Source organism: Flavihumibacter solisilvae, from assembly GCF_000814475.1.
Lineage (GTDB): Bacteria > Bacteroidota > Bacteroidia > Chitinophagales > Chitinophagaceae > Flavihumibacter > Flavihumibacter solisilvae.
Map to the genome: position 1 here is coordinate 114,485 of NZ_JSVC01000045.1, position 17,979 is coordinate 132,463.

A 17,979-nucleotide genomic window follows, 5' to 3' on the forward strand; every position below is an offset into this window, starting at 1 on the left:
CCTGCTTATCACCACGAAATTTGTCCTGAACAGTCTTCGATACCTGCAGATCATCTTCTTTTCTGCCGTTATCCTCTATTTTGGGAAAACGCTGTTCATTCCTCTATTCTTCGGACTTTTTATCGCCATCGTTTTATACCCGATCTGCCACTGGCTGGAAAAGCGGCATGTGCACCGGACGATTGCCATAACCTTATCTATTTCGATTGTAGTCCTGTTGTTTGCGCTTTTGGTCTGGCTGCTTATCCTTCAGGCCGGCACTCTTCACCGGGACTGGCCGGAACTGCAACGTAAATTCGATGAATCACTTCCGGACTTGCAGCAATGGATCCAGGACAGCCTGGGTATTACAGTACCGGCGCAAAACCGCTGGTGGCGAAACGCACTGACGAATGTGTCGACTAATGCCGGCAGTATGATCACGGAAGTATTTGGGAAAACCACATCCGGAGTACTCATGCTGTTGATCACCCCGGTTTTTACTGCTCTGTTTTTGAATGGAAGGCGAAACCTGGTCCTTTTCCTAGAGAAGGTTACCGGTGAAAGGTTCCGGCACCGCCTTCACACAATTTTGCACGAAACGATCCACACCTACTTTCATTTCATTAAAGGAATGATCCTGGTATACATTATCGTGGGGATATTGAACAGCTTGGGCTTGCTTGCTCTAGGTATAAGGTATGCCATCCTGTTTGGCTTCCTCACTGCAATAATGACCATCATCCCGTATGTAGGTATCATTGTAGCCGCATTTGTGCCCATAACCATCGCCTGGGTAACCAAGGACTCGTTATGGTACCCGGCAGGCGTGATCATCGTTTTCAGTGTGGTGCAATACCTCGAGGCAAATGTCATTTTTCCGCGGGTAGTGGGAACGCAGCTGGATGTAAACACATGGATCATCCTGGCTGCAGCCATTGCCGGTGGAATTCTGTGGGGCGCCAGCGGAATGATTCTTTTCATCCCGTTTGTGGGTATTCTCAAGCTGGTGAGTGCGCATATCCCGGAATGGTCTGCACTTCACACGCTTCTAAGCAGGAATAAGGGCGTCAGTCGCCCCAGGCTGTGATCACCAGGGATCTCTCCCCGCCCTGGTTACGATGCTCACATAAATATATCCCCTGCCAGGTTCCCAGCGCCAGTTCGCCATTGCGGATGGGAACCAGCACGGAACTTCCCAGCAGTGACGCCTTCAGGTGCGCAGGCATATCGTCGGCACCTTCGTAATCATGAACGTAATCCGGGTCATTTTCCCGGACTGTTTTATTGAAAAACATCTCAAAATCCTTTCTCACCGTCGGATCGGCGTTTTCATTGATTGTCAGCGACGCGGAGGTATGCCTGATAAACACCTGGCACATGCCTGCCCTGATCTGTACAATCTGTGGCAGCGCCCGCTCCACTTCCGATGTGATCAGGTGGAATCCTCTTCTCCGTTCGGTTAGCGTTATGATCTGCTGGTAAGTCTTCATAACCCAAGTTAATCAATTCAATGTTTCTTGTGGCCCTCCCTGCGCCAGAATGACACCCCGGAGCCCTTCTTCAGCTCCACCAGGACCCTGCCTATACTATTGCCATCCTATACCCATCCTATACCCATCCTATACCCAGGTTATTTTGGAGCAACTTCCTGACATGCTGGCACAATTCTTTTGCAGGCACGATCTTTTTCTAACTCACGCGCTAAAAATGTATTTTCGGTTACACTCAAATTATGCAGCCCACGAGCTTAAACAACAAGCCTGCTTCCACTCTTGAATTCTTATCCGGCGGAGGCGAACTTGGAGAAATGATCAGGAAATATGACTGGTCAACCACGCCTCTTGGCCCGGTCGAAACCTGGCCCCAGAGCCTGCGCACCTGCATCCGGATCATGCTAACCTCCCGGCAACCCATCTGGATTGGATGGGGTAAAGAACTGATCAAATTCTATAACGACCCCTACAGGGCGATTGTCGGCGGCAAGCATCCATGGGCGTTAGGGGCGCCGGCATCGGTGGTATGGAAAGACATCTGGAAAGATATTGAACCGATGCTCAGGCAGGTGATGGAAGAAGATGAAGGCACATACGTAGAATCACAGCTGCTGATCATGGAGCGTAATGGCTACCCGGAAGAAACCTATTATACGTTTTCCTATACTCCTATTCCCGGCGATGATGGGAAAACAGAGGGGATGTTCTGCGCCAATACAGATGATACCGAAAAAATCATCAATGAACGGCAGCTGAGGACACTTACGCAACTCGGCAAGAGTCTGACCGATTGCAAAAGCAATTCGGAAGTGATAGAAAAGACAATTGCCACTTTGCAGGAGAACATTCATGATTTTCCATTTGCACTATTTCATACGGTAGATGGCGATCAGGCAACATTGCAAAGTTCGACACCGCTGACTGAATCACAGTCCGTTTTTTTAAGTAATGTCAGGCTTCCCGGTGACCATCCTGTTGCCCAGGTGATGAACCAGGGGCTCGAATCAGGCAAGCTGCATGTATTCGAACTTCAAGACATAAGGCTGCAAAACCTGCCCCATGGAACCTGGCAGGTGCCGCCCAAATTCGGAATCATAATTCCTATTACCCAGGCCGGAATGAATCAGCCCTACGGCATCCTTACGGTAGGCGCAAATCCATATCGCCTGCTGGATGAAAAATATATCAGTTTGTTTTCCCTGATTAAAGACCAGGTGGCTACGGCTTTCGCTGATGTACATGTGCTGGAGGAAGAAAGAAAACGTGCTGAAGCCCTCGCAGAGATTGATAAGGCGAAGACCACTTTCTTTTCAAACATCAGTCATGAATTCAGGACGCCTCTGACTCTATTGATGGGTCCGATAGAAGAAGCGCTACATGACCCGAAGACCATTGAAGAAAATATGGTGCGTATGGATGTGGCATACCGGAATGCATTGCGTATGCAGCGACTGGTAAACACCCTTCTTCAGTTCTCCCGGATTGAAGCAGGAAGAGTGGACGGCCGTTATAGAAAAGTGAACCTCAGTTCCATTACCCTCGAACTCGCCAGCACTTTCCGGTCAGCCATTGAAAAGGCCGGGATGAAGTTGGAGTTTCATAGCGAGGAGATCACATCAGACGTGTATGTGGACATGGATATGTGGGAAAAGATCGTTCTGAATCTTGTATCCAATGCCTTCAAATACAGCAAGGACGGAACGATTACCGTATCAGTAAAAGAAGTTGGCCAGCAAGTGCAACTAACCATCGCAGATACCGGTGTCGGCATCCCGGCAGAACACCTTGAAAAGATCTTCGACCGCTTCCACCGCATTGAAAATGTGCAGGGTCGAAGCCAGGAAGGTTCAGGAATCGGATTGGCAATGGTAAAGGAACTGGTGCGATTACACAATGGCAGCATAGAAGTGGAAAGCACAGTGGGAACGGGTTCCACATTTACTGTTTCAATTCCTGTTGGAAAAGATCATCTCCCCGACAACAAAATCGTGACGGACACTTCCACATCAGCAACTTCCCGTTATGCAGAGGCTTTCGTCCAGGAAGCGCTGAAATGGATCCCTTCGCCGGAAAAAGACAAAATTGAAGTAAACCCTGATGACCTGACAAAAGAAAATCCATCATCAGGTTTACATATCGAAGAAAGATACAAGGTGCTTGTGGCTGATGATAACAGGGACATGCGCGAATATGTTACCCGGTTGTTATCCCCGCATTTCGAAATTGTTTCTGCTGCAGATGGAGAAGACGCATACAACAAGATATTATCGCACAAGCCAGACCTTTTGCTTTCAGATATAATGATGCCGGGGCTGGATGGTTTTGGGTTGCTGGAAAAAATCAGGCAGAACCCGGGCCTCAAGCTGTTACCGGTAATTTTATTGTCGGCAAGAGCGGGCGAAGAAGCCAAGGTGGAAGGCCTGGAAGCTGGCGCAGATGATTACCTCGTAAAGCCATTTTCCGCCAAGGAATTACTGGCAAGGGTAGAAGCAAATATCAAAATTTCAATGAGCAGGATCGCAGCAGCAAAAAATCTGCAGAATGTGATCCAGCAGTCACCGGTAGCAATGGCTTTATTGAATGGTCCTTCATTTGTCATCGAAATTGCGAATGACATGGCGCTGGAGATCTGGGGAAGAACCAGGGAACAGGTCCTTAACAAGCCTGCACTTGAGGCATTACCGGAAATAGGTGCACAGGGATTCGGTGAGTTGTTTGAACAGGTTTATAAAACAGGGATAACCTACAGGGCTTATGAAACGCCTGTTGACCTGGTTCGCTTCGGGCAGCTGCAGACTATTTACCTGAATTTCATTTACGAACCGTTGCGGAATGAGAAAGATGAGATCGCTTCAATTATTGCTGTAGCCATCGATGTAACTGAACAAGTTATCATCCGTAAAAAGATAGAACAGAGCCAGAAAGAACTGAATCAACTGGCCAATGCAGTTCCGCAACTGGTTTGGACTGCAGACGCCACGGGGCTTATCACCTATTATAACGACCGGGTAGCTGAGTTTGCAGGTGCTATACGGAAGGAAGATGGTTCATGGTCCTGGGAAGGCCTTGTTCACCCAGACGACCTGGCGCTTACAGAAAACGCCTGGCAAAAAGCACTGCGGGAAGGCTCCGTATACCAGGTTGAACACCGCATCCAGATGAAGGATGGCTCTTTCAGGTGGCATTTGAGTCGTGGCTTTCCCTATAAAGATGAAAACGGGAGAATTATCAAATGGTTTGGCAGCGCAACCGATGTCCATATTGCCAGGGAACAATCCTCGGTGCTCGAAGAAGAAGTGACAAGGCGAACCTCTGAACTGAAACGCTCCAACAATGAACTGCAGCAATTCGCGCACGTCGCGAGTCATGACCTGAAAGAACCGCTCCGTAAGATCAGGACCTTTACAGGCCGGCTTGCAGATGACGAAGGAAACGCATTAACGGAAAAATCAAAATCCTTTATACACAAAATTGAATCAGCGTCTAACAGGATGCTGGCCATGATTGAAGGGGTCCTTAACTATTCGGTGCTCAATACCAACGAACAAAAGATAGAAGCCGTCAGCCTTACTGAATTGATACAGCATATTGAATCAGACCTTGAAATTCCGATCACACAAAAAAATGCTACGCTACACTATACCTACCTTCCCGTCATCGAAGGATCTGCTGTATTGTTATACCAGCTGTTTTATAACTTAGTAAATAACTCATTGAAATTTTCAAGACCGGGCGTTCCACCAATCATCGAGATCACGTCAGGCCCTGGCCGGGACGAGGGGTGGTTGCAGATTATTGTAAAGGACAATGGTGTCGGCTTTGAGCAACAATATGCAGAATCGATTTTTGAAACTTTCACCAGGCTTAACTCCAAGGACCGCTATGAAGGAACCGGACTTGGATTATCGTTAGGAAAAAGGATTGCAGAACGGCATGGGGGCAATATTGAAGCAACGGCGACTCCGGGCGAAGGTGCGACCTTTTACATCCACCTTCCGATCCTGCAAAACCGAAACAGCATATAACCTATGAAAAGAATTGTATTAGTTGATGACGACCTGGATGACGCAGAATTATTCCAGGAAGCCCTCGAGGAGGTGGACAGCAAACTGCATTTCCAGCATTTCGACAACGCAAAAGCTGCATTCAGGGAGTGGTCTGAACCGGCAGTCTCATTACCCGATGTGATCTTCCTCGATCTCAACCTGCCGCAAGTCAGCGGGTGGGAGATCCTTAAATTCCTGCGGCAGACCAGCCATCTCACTTCAATACCTGTCATCATGTACACTACTTCTTCCCTTGAAGTAGAATCCGAACACGCTTTGATCCTTGGCGCCAATTCCTTCATTACAAAACCCAGCAGCTACAGGGAATTAAAACGCCTGCTGGCTGAGGTACTGGCGAAATTTCTCCGTTAATGGATTTTATTCCGGTTTTTCTTGCATAACTGTAATATTTGTTTTTACTTTGAAAATAAAAGTGCTTTTAACCTATACTGATATGAAAGATGCAATACTGTCAAACCTCGACAACCCCGGGCAGCTGGAAAGGCTATACCGGGACGACAAGACCACTTTTAAACGTGCCTTCAGGTCCCTTTCACCCGAATTAAAAGACAACACTCTGGTAGCCTTTTGGAATGAGCGGTTGAATTTTGCCAGGGAAGAAGTTTCGCTGGTAACCGCCAGGGACCTGGCATTTGTCATAATCGCTTCCCTCCTCGCCGGTATGATTGCCAAACTGCCGGCAATTGCCGGGATCAATGAAGAATTTTTCTATACCCGCAATGCCGGCTTTATCGTTTTCCCGGTACTGACGGCCTATTTCGCCTGGAAGAATAACATATCAACAGGCAAAATCGCCTTTATTGCCACCACCAATCTGGCGGGGATTTTATTTATCAACCTGTTACCGGAAGATCAAAAAAGTGACACCCTGATTTTATCATGTATTCACCTGGTATTGTTCCTTTGGTGTATCCTGGGTTTTGCATTTACCGGCGATGCCCCTAACAAGCTGAATGAACGACTTGGCTTCCTGAAATACAATGGCGACCTGGTTGTTATTACTACCCTCATCGTCATAGCAGGCGGTATTATGACCGCGATAACTATCAATCTTTTCTCACTGATCGGGCTGAACATTGAACAGTTTTACTTTAAATACATTGTAATTACCGGCCTTCCCGCTGCGCCAATCATAGGCACTTACCTTACACAGCTGAATCCGAACCTGGTAGGGAAGGTTTCCCCGGTAATTGCACGCATTTTCAGTCCGCTCGTGCTGGTTATGCTCGTGATCTACCTTATCGCAATTGCCTTTTCCGGTAAAGACCCTTATAACGACAGGGAATTCCTGCTGTTCTTCAACGCTTTGCTTGTAGGCGTAATGGCCATAATTTTCTTTTCCGTCGCTGAATCTTCCAGGCCAAAAAGCAAACCAGAGAACTGGATCCTCTTCCTGCTTTCTATGGTAACTATCATTGTCAACGGCATTGCACTGTCTGCCATCCTTTTCAGGATTTCAGAGTGGGGACTCACACCCAACAGGCTCGCCGTGCTGGGTGGAAATATCTTAATCCTGGTCAATCTTTTGTTTGTAACTGCCCACTTGTTCAGGGTAGTGAAGAAAAAAGCTGAGGTAAACCAGGTTGGAAATGCCATAGTATTTTTCCTGCCGGTATATTTCGGCTGGACGATCATCGTTACATTTTTATTCCCTTTCATTTTCGGCTTTAAATGATCCAAAAAGACGGGGCGAATCATTGCTCCCTTTTTTTTCTCAATACACTTTGTTTTTAAAAGTTCTTTTTACTAGTCAATACGTGCACCATTAACCATTGAACCTTTCCTTTAAAAAATTCAGGCAAATGAAACAACAATTCTTTTTTCTGCTGCTGGCATCAGCAATTGGTTTGCATGCCGGCACATCAGCTTTCGCTCAGGACAAAACCGGCGAGATCGATAAGGTATTTGGCTGGGCAACTGCAACCGGACCCGGTTGTGTATGTGCCGTATCGCAGCATGGAAAGGTCATAGCAAACCGGGCGTATGGCTCGGCTGACCTTGAACGTGAGGTACCGATCACCACCAACACCATCTTTGATGCCGGATCACTCACCAAGCAGTTTGTTGCAGCCGCCGTTCTCCTGCTTGTTGAAGAAAAGCGACTTTCGCTTGCAGACGACGTACATACATATATCCCTGAACTTCCTGATTATAAACAAAAGATCAAAATAGACCAGGTGCTTTCCCATACTTCGGGTTTGCGTGACTGGACCGGCATTTCGCCACTGGCAGGTGGAACAACAGATGCTTTAACCCTGGTGCTACGCCAGCGCGGACTGGCATATGACAAAGAAGATGGCAAACCAATGAAGGGTTGTTGACTCAAAGAGCATAAGCTGGGCCTCGCCCAACGAACCCCTCTGCAAGCTCCATTCTTAGAATTGATAGAGTCCTTCGCCCAATTTTTTCTTCGGCCTTCCAATCGAGCGGATATTGGTCACTACATTGCGGTTAACACCCGCAGTGATGAAATTGACCGCAATATTCAACCAACTCAAATCCATTGGGATACCAGGTCCGGTATTACCGTTCACACCATAATTGAAATGGGTTTCCCAGATTACGCCTACGGCCTTGCGTTACCGTGGCACACCTTTGGGGTAGCATTAAAAATTGTCAGTAATAAATCAGGAAGCGATCACATTGTTTTGTCGCGCGACAGGTAATAACAGGTAAAACAGGAGAGGCCTGTACATACAATGGTAGAAAGTAAAATAAACTCTTTGGTTTCACCAGGTGTTTTGAAAACAGCGGCCAGTGTGATACCTCCAATGATCCCGATGGCAATCCCTAACAGAATAATCCCGGCAAATAAAAAGATTCTTGCACCCAGCTTACTGGAATAGATATTGATCAGGGATGGGTCCAGCCCTTTTTCGATTAAGGCGCGGCGCTCTTTAGACCGGTTGTATTGACGAAAGGCGAAGAGTATGGCAAATGACAGCGTTAGTGCAGAAATAAATATTGCGATATCCATAACTTGAAATTTGTACTTTATTATTGGACAGGCGCTGATAGGTGTTGGTTACAATTTATTTTACTTTCCTGCTTTTTTGCAAAAGAAGTAACCAATCCTTGCCGACACCTGTCTAATTTACACATGGACGATCGTTTGGATGAGGAAATCATCAAATTGGTGCTGGATGGTGACATACAGCAATTCCGACATCTTGTCGAAAGGCACAGCGCTATGGCCTACAAGACCGCTTTTACAGTAACCGGTGGGCATGAAGATGCACAGGAGGTGATGCAGGATGCTTTTATGAAGGTCTTTACTGTCTTATCTTCATTTGAAGGAAGATCGAAATTTTCCACCTGGTTTTTCAGGATCGTGTATCACACGGCACTTAACCACCTGGAAAAACTAAAGACTTATCAAAAGCATATCGAGACTGACCGCCACATTGATGCTGAATCACATTTTTATGACGACGAGCTAAGTAAACTGGCCGGGAAAGAACAGGTGACATATATCAGGAAAGCCCTGGAACTGTTGGCTGCCGATGACCGCCTGGCACTCAGCCTGTATTACCTGGACGAAACGCCCCAGCAGCAAATATCAGTGATGACGGGATGGAGCCTGGCCTCCACCAAAGTCAGGATTCACCGGGCGAGAACAAAATTCGAGCAGGCGCTTGAAACCCTATTGGCAAAGGAAAAAAACAATCTATTATGACTACACCAGAACGTGACTATAAAGCCCTGCTAGGCAATGTGTGGAAGGGTTTAGATGGAGCTAGTTATCTGGATGATGCAATCATGGATCGTATTTCTGCCGTGGCTGCACACAAGAAAGTCCAACACAAGAAAGAAAATAGGATCGTGCGTATATGTGTATTGACTTTGGCCTTGACATTGACAGCATTTTGGTTCGTGTTCAGAGGACCAAAGGATTCTTTGGCGTTTTCTGTCGATCTGGATGCCGTGGCCACTGCCAATACAGAGGTAATGCGATACGTCCAGATGGCTATCCTCGTTTTTATTCTTGCGTTGCTGTTTTTGGGGCTTCATCGGTTCAAGGTGAGGCCTGGTATATGAGCTTCGCAGTCTTGTAGCGTTCTAAGGCAGGAATTTGCTTCTCTGAATCGACTTAGGAATGTCTCATGAATTATTTGGAGTCTTTTGATGTTGCTTGAAATAAAACGAAAATAAAAAAGCCCGTAAATCAATCATTTACGGGCTTTTAAATCCTTTTGATTCCAATTTAGTCGGGAAGACAGGATTCGAACCTGCGACCCCCTGGTCCCAAACCAGGTGCGCTACCGGCCTGCGCTACTTCCCGGACCCTTGAAACGTTGTTGGTGCGTTTCTTAGAGGTTGCAAAGGTAGGGGTTCGCGACCTTACGGCAAACAAAAAAATTAGCGCTGATTCATTTTTTTTCACCCGTCGGGTGATTCCCCACGGGTGTAGTCCGACAGTTGGCAGCCGAAGTGCTATTCAGGGGCAGAGATTTCCACTATGAGGTCGTCGTTGCCGCCGTTACTCGTGCAGATATACACCCGGCCCGCAGGGGAAACGCAGACATCGCGGAGTCGACCCCATCTGCCGCGGAAATAGGTGGTGGTGGAAATGATGCCGCTTCCATCAGCGGTCAGCTGATGACGGTATAGCGTCTCGTCTTTCAGGGTGGTCATCAGCAGGCTGTTACTCCATGCCGCGATCCGGGGGTTATTGTAAAAGTCCATTCCGCAAACCGCAACGGTAGAGGAGCCACTACTCCAGATGGGTTCCTTAACATTATTGGCATTGCAGAAATCGACCTCGCTGCCGGAACATGGACCATTCACTGCAGGCCAGCCGTAATTGCGGCCTTTTTCAATAATATTTACCTCGTCTTCGATATTGGGACCGTGCTCACTGGCATACATTTTATCATGGGCCACCACGAGCCCCTGCGGGTTACGATGACCAAGGGACCAAACGGGGCTCCCGGCAATGGGATTGTCTGCAGGAATAGTTCCGTCAAGATTAAACCGCAGAACTTTTCCGCTGGGGGAAGAAACGTCCTGGGCCGATGGCTGGTTGGAAGCATCACCGGTAGTCATGAATAATCTCGGGTGTACCTCATCGGTGATCCATAAACGTGATCCGTTGTGAATGTTTGAAGCAGGGATATTGTCAAGAATAACCTGCGGATCAACCAGCGCTGAATTATTGTAAGTCAATCGTACCAGTTTTTCGCGGTAACCATCGGAACTGCTATAATTATACACCACGTACAGGTAGCCGTTCTGTAAAAAGTCCGGGTGGTGCACCATACCCAGTAATCCACCTTCTCCCCTGCTGTCAACATCGTTGATGGTTGTGATGAAAGCTACCTCGCCGGTCTTCGGATTCAGCTTGGTGACCCTGCCATCGCGTTCGGTTACCCATAGAAAATTATCCCTGCCCCATAAAATCTCCCATGGATAATGCAGGTTGTCCTTTAAAACCCGGATGGAATCAGATGGCCATTCTTCCTCGGGCGGATTGCTGCTCCCATTATCATCATCCTTTCCGCAAGCCCCCAGCATTATGAGAAGGACCAGTAATAGCAAGGCGTTCATAAAGGGTATTTTCATATAAAGGTATTTCTTAATACCGTTCAAATACCCTGCCTGTATCTTAGTTTACCAGAACACCGTGTACAGGGCAACGAGAATTCCGCAGATGAGAATTGACCCTGCGAGGAAACCCGGCGACACCCGGAACATCGATTTGTCAATTATCATCGTCTTGCCTTCGTTTGACCGAGGGCGCAACAGGCTCATCAGGGTCATAACAATGATGATCAGTCCAAATGCGATCGTCATCCGATCCAGGAAAGGAAAATCAGGGAAACAGCCGTTGGTCCAGGCAGGTAAAAATTTAAGTGCCGTTGAAACGGGGATAGTCAGCAAAGCGCCCGCCATTGCTGCGGCCGACGTGGTCCGTTTCCAGAAAAAGCCCATCAGGAAAATTGCCAGTACGCCCGGCGAAATAAAGCCCACATACTCCTGGATGAACTGGTATGCCTGGTCAAGCGTTTTCAATGAGGGTGTCACCACCGCTGCTATTGCCATGGATACAACTACTGTCCACCTGCCAATCAATACGAGCCGGCTTTCAGAAGCTTCCTTATTGATGTATTTCTTGTAAATATCGAGCGAGTAAATTGTGGAGATACTATTGGCTTTTCCTGCGAGCGATGCCACAATGGCTGCTGTCAACGCTGCGAAGGCAACGCCTTTCAAACCCGCAGGCAACAGGTTCATCAGTGTCGGGTAAGCATGGTCAGGTTTTAGCGTGCCGGCTGCATCTGTCATTTCCTGCGCGAACATGCCGTTTTGATGCAACACGTACATTACAATTCCGGGCAATACAGCTATAACCGGCACAAGTAGTTTCAGGAAAGCAGCGAAAAGGATCCCCTGTCTTGCCGTGCGTAAATCCGCACCCAAAGCCCGCTGCGTGATATATTGGTTACATCCCCAGTAATTCAGGTTGTTGATCCACATGCCTCCTATCAGTACCGACAGGCCTGGCAGGTCGCGGTAGTAGGGATGATCTTTTTCGAAGATCATATGAAAATGCGTCGGTGCCTCTTTTCGCAGTACCGAAAGTCCTTTCCAGATATCCTGGCCATAGCCGAATTTATCTGCAAGCAATTGCAGTGCAAGGTAAGTCGTTACAAGACCGCCGATGATCAGCACCGCCACCTGTATCACATCAGTATAGCCTATCACTTTCATCCCACCGAGTGTTACGAAAATGGCAAATACACTCAGTCCGACGATACACCATTCAAACGGGATCTGCGATATAGAAGAGATCGCCAGCGCACCGAGGTAAATGATGGAAGTCAGGTTTACAAATACATATACGAGCAGCCAGAACACAGCCATTACTGTACTCACCTTATCATTGTACCGCTTAGCGAGGAATTGCGGCATTGTGAAGATGTGATTCTTCAGATACAGCGGGATAAAAAAAACTGCAACAATAATCAAGGTTGCAGCTGCCATCCACTCGTACGTGGAGATTGCCAGTCCGAGCGCAAAGCCCGATCCCGACATACCAATAAAATGTTCTGCGGATATATTTGAAGCAATGAGCGATGCGCCGATAGCCCACCAGGTCAGTGAACCCTCGGCAAGAAAGAAATCACCAGAGCTTGTTGTCGCGGAACGTTTACGGTGATATACATAATAGCCATAGGCTACCACGACTATAAAGTAAATGACAAATACAATATAGTCGGCCGTTTGCAATGTTTTCATGCGGGTGCGATCAGAATTTCAGCGTAGCCGGTAAATATTTTGCAACCAGTTCTTCGTAATAAGGACGCAGTTTTTTCCAGTCCGGTGGCTCAGGATTCTTTGAATACAAGTCATACGGATTAAACAGCTTCACCCATTTGAGCATTTCGCGATCATGATCATCGAGCAGGTAATCATATTCCCCCTCCCGGTGCCATGCATAGAAAGAATGGTAACGCAGCATGTATAGACCCGGTTCAGGCAAATGATCTTTCATCATCTGGTATACGTATTCGTCATGTCCCCATGACATATGTACATTCCGCAATCCACAATTTCGCTCGTACACACCCGTTTCTGTCTGGTATTCAGATACGTTGTAATCGGGGTTATTCTGAAAGTATTCGGGATAAACAACTTTATTGGAATAAGCGCAGCCAACAGGAAACGTGTCGCCCACAACAGCCCACTGCGGTTCACCGAAGAGGCACAGTACTTTTCCCATATCGTGCATCAGTCCTACGAGCACCATCCAGTCAGGATGACCGTCTTTACGGATAGCTTCTGAAGTCTGCAGCAGGTGCTGGAACTGGTCGAGGTCAGTATCAGGATCTGAATCATCAACCAGCTGGTTCAGGAAATTAAACGCTTCCCACACCGGCATTTCCTTCTTATCGAACTTAAGGTATTCTGCGCGCTTTTCCAGTACAAAGGAATAGGTCTGGTAGGTATGGTTGAGCCGGTAGAATTCCCGTACAGTATCCCTTTCAGGATTGTCATAATTGCGGTATTCATCCGTGGATTTGGACGAGGCAATGGAATCTGGCTCAGGGTACCGCTCAAGTACGGCATCTTCCCATTCATCTAAGCTCTTAAGTGGCTTAACTTCTTTTTCGGTAAACTCGTTACGTGTTGCTGACATGGCAAGTGGATTATCGTGAGTGCAAAAATTACGCAAATAATTCGTTATGTTCAAGAACTATCTCAAAACCGCCATCCGGAACCTGGTAAGGTATAAAGGATTTTCTATCATCAACATTACAGGATTAACGGCCGGAATTGCAGGTTGCATCCTTATCGGACTGTTTATACTTGACGAACATTCGTTCGATCGCTTCATCCCCGGCCACCAGAATATTTACCGGCTGTATAACATCAGGTATGCGCAGGATGAAGAAGGCGCTAAGTTTGGTACAGTGCCGCCTACTTTCGGGGTGGCCGCAGCAAAAGATTTTCCCGAAGTGAGTTCAAGCCTGAGGATGTTGCACTCAATGGATGCCGACCTTCTTGAATCGGGAGACATCAAAGCGTATGAAGGTGATGCCATCTGGGCAGAAAATACTTTCCTTTCCTTTTTCCCGCTCAACCTTAAATACGGCAGCGCAGAAAAAGCAATGGAAGGACCTCATAAAGTTGTGCTGACTGAAAAGATCGCTGACAAATATTTTCCACGGACAAACCCCGTTGGAAAAACACTCGTCATCAACAAAGAAAACTTTACAGTTACCGCAGTTCTCAAAAAAGTTCCAGAAAATTTTCACCTGCGGTTCGATTACCTTATTTCATTGGGCACGCTGAACCTACCGAAAGAAAGGATGGAGAGCTGGAACTGGCAGCAGTTCTATACATATGTGAAACTTAAGGATGGCGCCGATGGAGTGGCCTTCGAAAAAAAGTTCCGCGACTATGTCAGTGCACGCGCACATCCCATAACTAAGCCCGCCGGTTATTATTATATTCCCTACCTGCAGCAACTGTCCGAACTGCATTTACATTCTGCAGATTTCCGGCACGATGAACTACCCGTTAAAGGCAATATCATCTATGTAAACGCACTTACCTATATCGCCATTTTTGTACTTGCCATCGCCTGCTTCAATTTCATTAATCTGGCTACGGCCAGGGCTGGCCGCAGGGCAAGGGAAATCGGAGTAAGGAAAGTTATGGGGGCTGACCGGAAAGCCCTCATCTTCCAGTTTCTGGGCGAAACAGTTTTGTTATCACTCTTCTCTGTCCTACTCGCTGCCCTTGTTGCGATGCTGCTGCTTCAGCCATTGAACCAGTTTACCGGCAAGTCTATTTCATTCCGGCCGTTTACTGAATGGTTACCCGCGCTTGCGATTGTTGGCGGTGGAATCTTAACAGGCCTCCTTGCCGGGGCTTATCCCGCGTTTTATTTATCGGGATTTCAGCCCGCGAAAGTTATCAAGGGAAACCAGCCGGCATCATTCGGTACAGGCAAAAGCTGGCTCCGGGAATCGCTGGTGGTGGTGCAGTTTTCCCTGAGTGCACTACTGATCATTTGTACCATTGTAGTATTCCGGCAAACCGGTTACCTGCACAATAAAGATCTGGGATTCAGAAAAGACCAGGTGGTCTTGTTCCGTCTGCGGGGTAACATGTCAGAAAAACTCGATGCGCTTAAACAGGAACTGAAGAAGGATCCGCATATCATATCGGCCACAGCGGGCTATGGTTTTCCTGGTGACATGCTGGCTGGCGATGAAATCATTGTGCCGGGAAAAGGAACGTTCGGTGCCAAACAATTGATGGTTGACCACGATTATGCATCCACGCTGGGCATCAGGTTTATTGCCGGACGGGATTTTTCCCGTGATATGAAAACTGACCCTGACGAAGCATTCGTGATCAATGAATCGGCTGTCCGGGAACTGGGATTTGGCACCCCGGAGAAAGCGATCGGGCAACCACTGCAGTGGACGAAATGGTATGGTGAAGGCGATTCGATCAAAAGAGGAAGAGTGATCGGGGTGATCAAAGATTTCCATTACTCGAGCCTTCATGAAAAGATCAGCACAACCATACTTCAATTGTTCCCCGAACATTACCAGATGGCGGTTAAAGTCAGCGGTGACGATATCCGGTCAACAATTAATTATATGCAGTCTACCTGGTCGGCATTCAACCAGGATTATCCTTTCGAATATAAATTCCTCGATGAAAATTTTAACCGCATGTACAAAGCGGAAGACAGGCTAAGTACATTGCTGTTGATCTTTACTATCATGGCCATTTTCGTTGGATGCCTGGGACTCTTTGGGCTAGCCGCGTTCAGTGCAGAAAAGCGGGCAAAGGAAATCAGCATCCGCAAAATCCTCGGTGCAGGAATAACAGACATTGTATCATTGTTATCTCGCCGGTTCATAGCATTGATCGTTGTGGCCTCGCTTGTTGCATTCCCCATAGCATGGTGGGCTATGCATGAATGGCTTCAGCATTTCCCATACAGGCTGTCGATGAATGCCGGCATTTTCGCGTTTGCGCTAACATTGTCGCTGCTTATTGCATTTGCAGCGATCAGCTTTCAATCCATCAAAGCCGCAGTCGCAAACCCTGTTGATAAGTTAAGGAATGAATGAACCGCAACTCGAAGTACTTAATCAGTGTTGTACGATAATTTTTTCATTCCATCGCGATCCGCTTTTGTCCCAGATCACGAGCTCATATAAACCATTGGCCAGGCTGCCGACCGTGATGGTTGTGTTTGATGAGGTAACGAGTCCCTGCTTCACCAGCACACCCGAACGATCGAACAAAGTGTATTTCGCTGTTTGAGCAAGCGACTCGACCGGCACCGTAAAGCTGACCTGCTGGCTCGCCGGGTTCGGGTATGCGCGCTGAGTCGGCGCAAACTTTTGAATTCCTGCAGGCGGAGCTACCGAAGTAAGCTCATCCGGGCAAACTGTAGAAGTACGGAGGTCGTAAGATGCGAGCAGGGCGCGCTGGAACGGAAGACCTCTTTCACCACCTACAATCAGTTGATTGTCGGCAATCGCCCCGCTGTATACGTAACCAAATGTCTCTGGCACTTCAAGAACCCCGTTGGTGGCGAATCCTTTGTTAAGGCGGCCAGACTTATCGAGGCAGATGATCACGCGCCGGTAGTCGTCATTGTCATGCCTGTAAATGGCTCCCACGATCCAGATATTGCCATTATCCTGTAGCACCATGGTGCGGGTTTGACTGGAGAGCTCACCTTCCTTATAAAAATGCATTTTGACACCGTTGTCACCAAAGCTCCTGTCGAACTGTCCATTGGTCATAAGCCTTGCCAGCCCGATCGAGTTATAGTATTCATGTGGACTGGTTTCACCACATAATAAAATTTTCCCGTCGGGTTGAATGACCATGCTGCGCAGGTATGTCCGGAACAGCCCAAAGCTCACTTCCTTTTTTCCGCCAGTGCCGAAATATTTGTCGGGGTTGCCATATTTATCTATCCTCGTCAATACAAGTGTGCTGTTTTCGAGAAATCCGGAAGTCATGGCCAGCAGGATCTTGCCATCTTTCTGTACCTGCAGGGTTACCGGATAATTTTCGAGTTTGTTGTGATCGATTCCAAGCAGTCCATTCCGGGAAAATGAATAATCAAGATTGCCATCCTGGTGGAACCTGGCAAGTATCACGTCCGCATAATCAGTGAAATTATCCGAGCCATCGTATTCCCTGTTGAAAGAGGCCGCAACAAGGATCTTGCCGTCGGGCTGTTGGTAAACCTGTGCAGTAGCGAGAAAATCCATAGGAAAGCCGTGTGAGGTAATCAAAGTTCCCCCGTTACCAAACCGGTGGTCAGGTTTCCCATGTTTATCAAAACGTCGGAAGAGAAACTTTTCCTTGCCATCCTTAACAATACTGAAGCCGGTAAGGATCTTGTCATCCTGTGTCACGACCATTCCCAGGAATTTCAGCCAGGGGAATGTGGGTGGTTGCAGCTTAATAAATCCGGAGTTGCCGAAACCATTATTAAGTTTACCTGAAGAAGAAAAGCTGCTGATGATATAGGGATACTCGGATGAATAGGAAGCGATAGTAATGAGATTGCCTGATGTTTGGCGGTGGATCTTCGTCCAACCTGTTACATACCCCGGCTCAGCGCCATTAAGCGCTGTCAGTGTAACGCCCTGGTTGCCGAATGGCTTATAGAGTGCGCCGCTTTGTGATACTGCGGAAAGACAGGTCAGTAAGCAAATACAGAAGAGGCAGGTCTGTTTGAGGGATGGAATATCGGGAATGCACAGGATGTTCCCATGAGGAGTAGAGTTGTAAGGCATAAGGTCTGTTTAACAGTTAATAAAGGAGTAGATCAGAGGGAGGGAAAAATCTTCGGCTTTATAGCAGGAATCGGATGTGCAGCTGCGTTAGGTGTGTAGAAATTACAAAAAAATCAAGTCACAAAAAAATAGTGTGAACAAATAGGT

General features: G+C 47.4%; 14 protein-coding genes and 1 tRNA gene. 8 read left to right on the forward strand and 7 right to left on the reverse strand.

The features are described 5' to 3' along the window. Positions 1 to 52: 52 nt before the first annotated feature. Positions 53 to 1,069: an AI-2E family transporter gene (locus OI18_RS22970; protein ID WP_338030057.1), complete on the forward strand. Its 1,017-nt coding sequence runs from the start codon at positions 53 to 55 to the stop codon at positions 1,067 to 1,069. On the opposite strand, the gene OI18_RS22975 is transcribed toward OI18_RS22970, so the two are convergent. Beyond that, positions 1,050 to 1,472 carry a secondary thiamine-phosphate synthase enzyme YjbQ gene (locus tag OI18_RS22975; protein ID WP_039144500.1) on the reverse strand — a complete coding sequence of 141 codons (423 nt, stop codon included), beginning with the start codon at positions 1,470 to 1,472 and terminating at the stop codon, positions 1,050 to 1,052. The two genes, OI18_RS22970 and OI18_RS22975, sit on opposite strands and share 20 nt — an antisense overlap. A gap of 242 nt (positions 1,473 to 1,714) precedes the next feature. Between OI18_RS22975 and OI18_RS22980 the strand changes: the two genes are divergently transcribed. The 4 genes from OI18_RS22980 to OI18_RS22995 all read left to right on the forward strand — a co-directional run bounded on the left by OI18_RS22980 (position 1,715) and on the right by OI18_RS22995 (position 7,863). Further along, the gene (locus tag OI18_RS22980) at positions 1,715 to 5,500 is read left to right on the forward strand and encodes an ATP-binding protein (RefSeq protein ID WP_052273511.1); all 3,786 of its coding nucleotides are present in this window, start codon (positions 1,715 to 1,717) and stop codon (positions 5,498 to 5,500) included. A gap of 3 nt (positions 5,501 to 5,503) precedes the next feature. Further along, positions 5,504 to 5,893, forward strand: a complete 390-nt coding sequence (locus OI18_RS22985) for a response regulator (RefSeq protein WP_039144503.1) — start codon at positions 5,504 to 5,506, stop codon at positions 5,891 to 5,893. A gap of 82 nt (positions 5,894 to 5,975) precedes the next feature. Then, positions 5,976 to 7,217, forward strand: a complete 1,242-nt coding sequence (locus tag OI18_RS22990; RefSeq protein ID WP_039144634.1) for a DUF4153 domain-containing protein — start codon at positions 5,976 to 5,978, stop codon at positions 7,215 to 7,217. Between the two features lie 127 nt (positions 7,218 to 7,344). After that, positions 7,345 to 7,863 carry a serine hydrolase domain-containing protein gene (locus tag OI18_RS22995; RefSeq protein ID WP_152616949.1) on the forward strand — a complete coding sequence of 173 codons (519 nt, stop codon included), beginning with the start codon at positions 7,345 to 7,347 and terminating at the stop codon, positions 7,861 to 7,863. A 317-nt stretch (positions 7,864 to 8,180) separates the two neighbouring features. Here OI18_RS22995 and OI18_RS23000 read toward each other — a convergent pair whose 3' ends face one another. After that, complete coding sequence (locus OI18_RS23000) at positions 8,181 to 8,519, reverse strand: DUF6249 domain-containing protein (RefSeq protein WP_039144508.1); 339 nt, start codon at positions 8,517 to 8,519, stop codon at positions 8,181 to 8,183. A 123-nt stretch (positions 8,520 to 8,642) separates the two neighbouring features. Here OI18_RS23000 and OI18_RS23005 point away from each other — a divergent pair, with 123 nt between their 5' ends. Together OI18_RS23005 and OI18_RS23010 are read left to right on the forward strand one after the other, a co-directional pair. Then, positions 8,643 to 9,218: an RNA polymerase sigma factor gene (locus tag OI18_RS23005; RefSeq protein ID WP_039144511.1), complete on the forward strand. Its 576-nt coding sequence runs from the start codon at positions 8,643 to 8,645 to the stop codon at positions 9,216 to 9,218. Next, on the forward strand, positions 9,215 to 9,580 hold the full coding sequence (locus OI18_RS23010) for a hypothetical protein (RefSeq protein WP_039144513.1): 366 nt from the start codon (positions 9,215 to 9,217) through the stop codon (positions 9,578 to 9,580). The genes OI18_RS23005 and OI18_RS23010 overlap by 4 nt, the downstream gene beginning before the upstream one ends. 170 nt (positions 9,581 to 9,750) lie before the next feature. On the opposite strand, the gene OI18_RS23015 is transcribed toward OI18_RS23010, so the two are convergent. From OI18_RS23015 to OI18_RS23030, 4 genes are all read right to left on the reverse strand, one after another. After that, positions 9,751 to 9,824, reverse strand: a tRNA-Pro gene (locus tag OI18_RS23015). Positions 9,825 to 9,976: 152 nt separating this feature from the next. Further along, the gene (locus OI18_RS23020; RefSeq protein WP_039144516.1) at positions 9,977 to 11,104 is read right to left on the reverse strand and encodes a PQQ-dependent sugar dehydrogenase; all 1,128 of its coding nucleotides are present in this window, start codon (positions 11,102 to 11,104) and stop codon (positions 9,977 to 9,979) included. 48 nt (positions 11,105 to 11,152) lie between these two features. Further along, a complete protein-coding gene (locus tag OI18_RS23025; protein ID WP_039144518.1) occupies positions 11,153 to 12,781 on the reverse strand; it encodes a sodium/sugar symporter in 1,629 nt (542 codons plus the stop codon). Between the two features lie 10 nt (positions 12,782 to 12,791). Next, complete coding sequence (locus OI18_RS23030) at positions 12,792 to 13,682, reverse strand: inositol oxygenase family protein (protein ID WP_039144521.1); 891 nt, start codon at positions 13,680 to 13,682, stop codon at positions 12,792 to 12,794. Between the two features lie 46 nt (positions 13,683 to 13,728). Here OI18_RS23030 and OI18_RS23035 point away from each other — a divergent pair, with 46 nt between their 5' ends. Continuing rightward, positions 13,729 to 16,140, forward strand: coding sequence for an ABC transporter permease (locus tag OI18_RS23035; protein WP_039144524.1), 2,412 nt, complete (start codon positions 13,729 to 13,731; stop codon positions 16,138 to 16,140). Between the two features lie 21 nt (positions 16,141 to 16,161). Here the strand turns inward: OI18_RS23035 and OI18_RS23040 are convergent, their stop codons facing one another. Beyond that, the gene (locus OI18_RS23040) at positions 16,162 to 17,832 is read right to left on the reverse strand and encodes a T9SS type A sorting domain-containing protein (RefSeq protein ID WP_039144527.1); all 1,671 of its coding nucleotides are present in this window, start codon (positions 17,830 to 17,832) and stop codon (positions 16,162 to 16,164) included. Between the last annotated feature and the right edge of the window lie 147 nt (positions 17,833 to 17,979).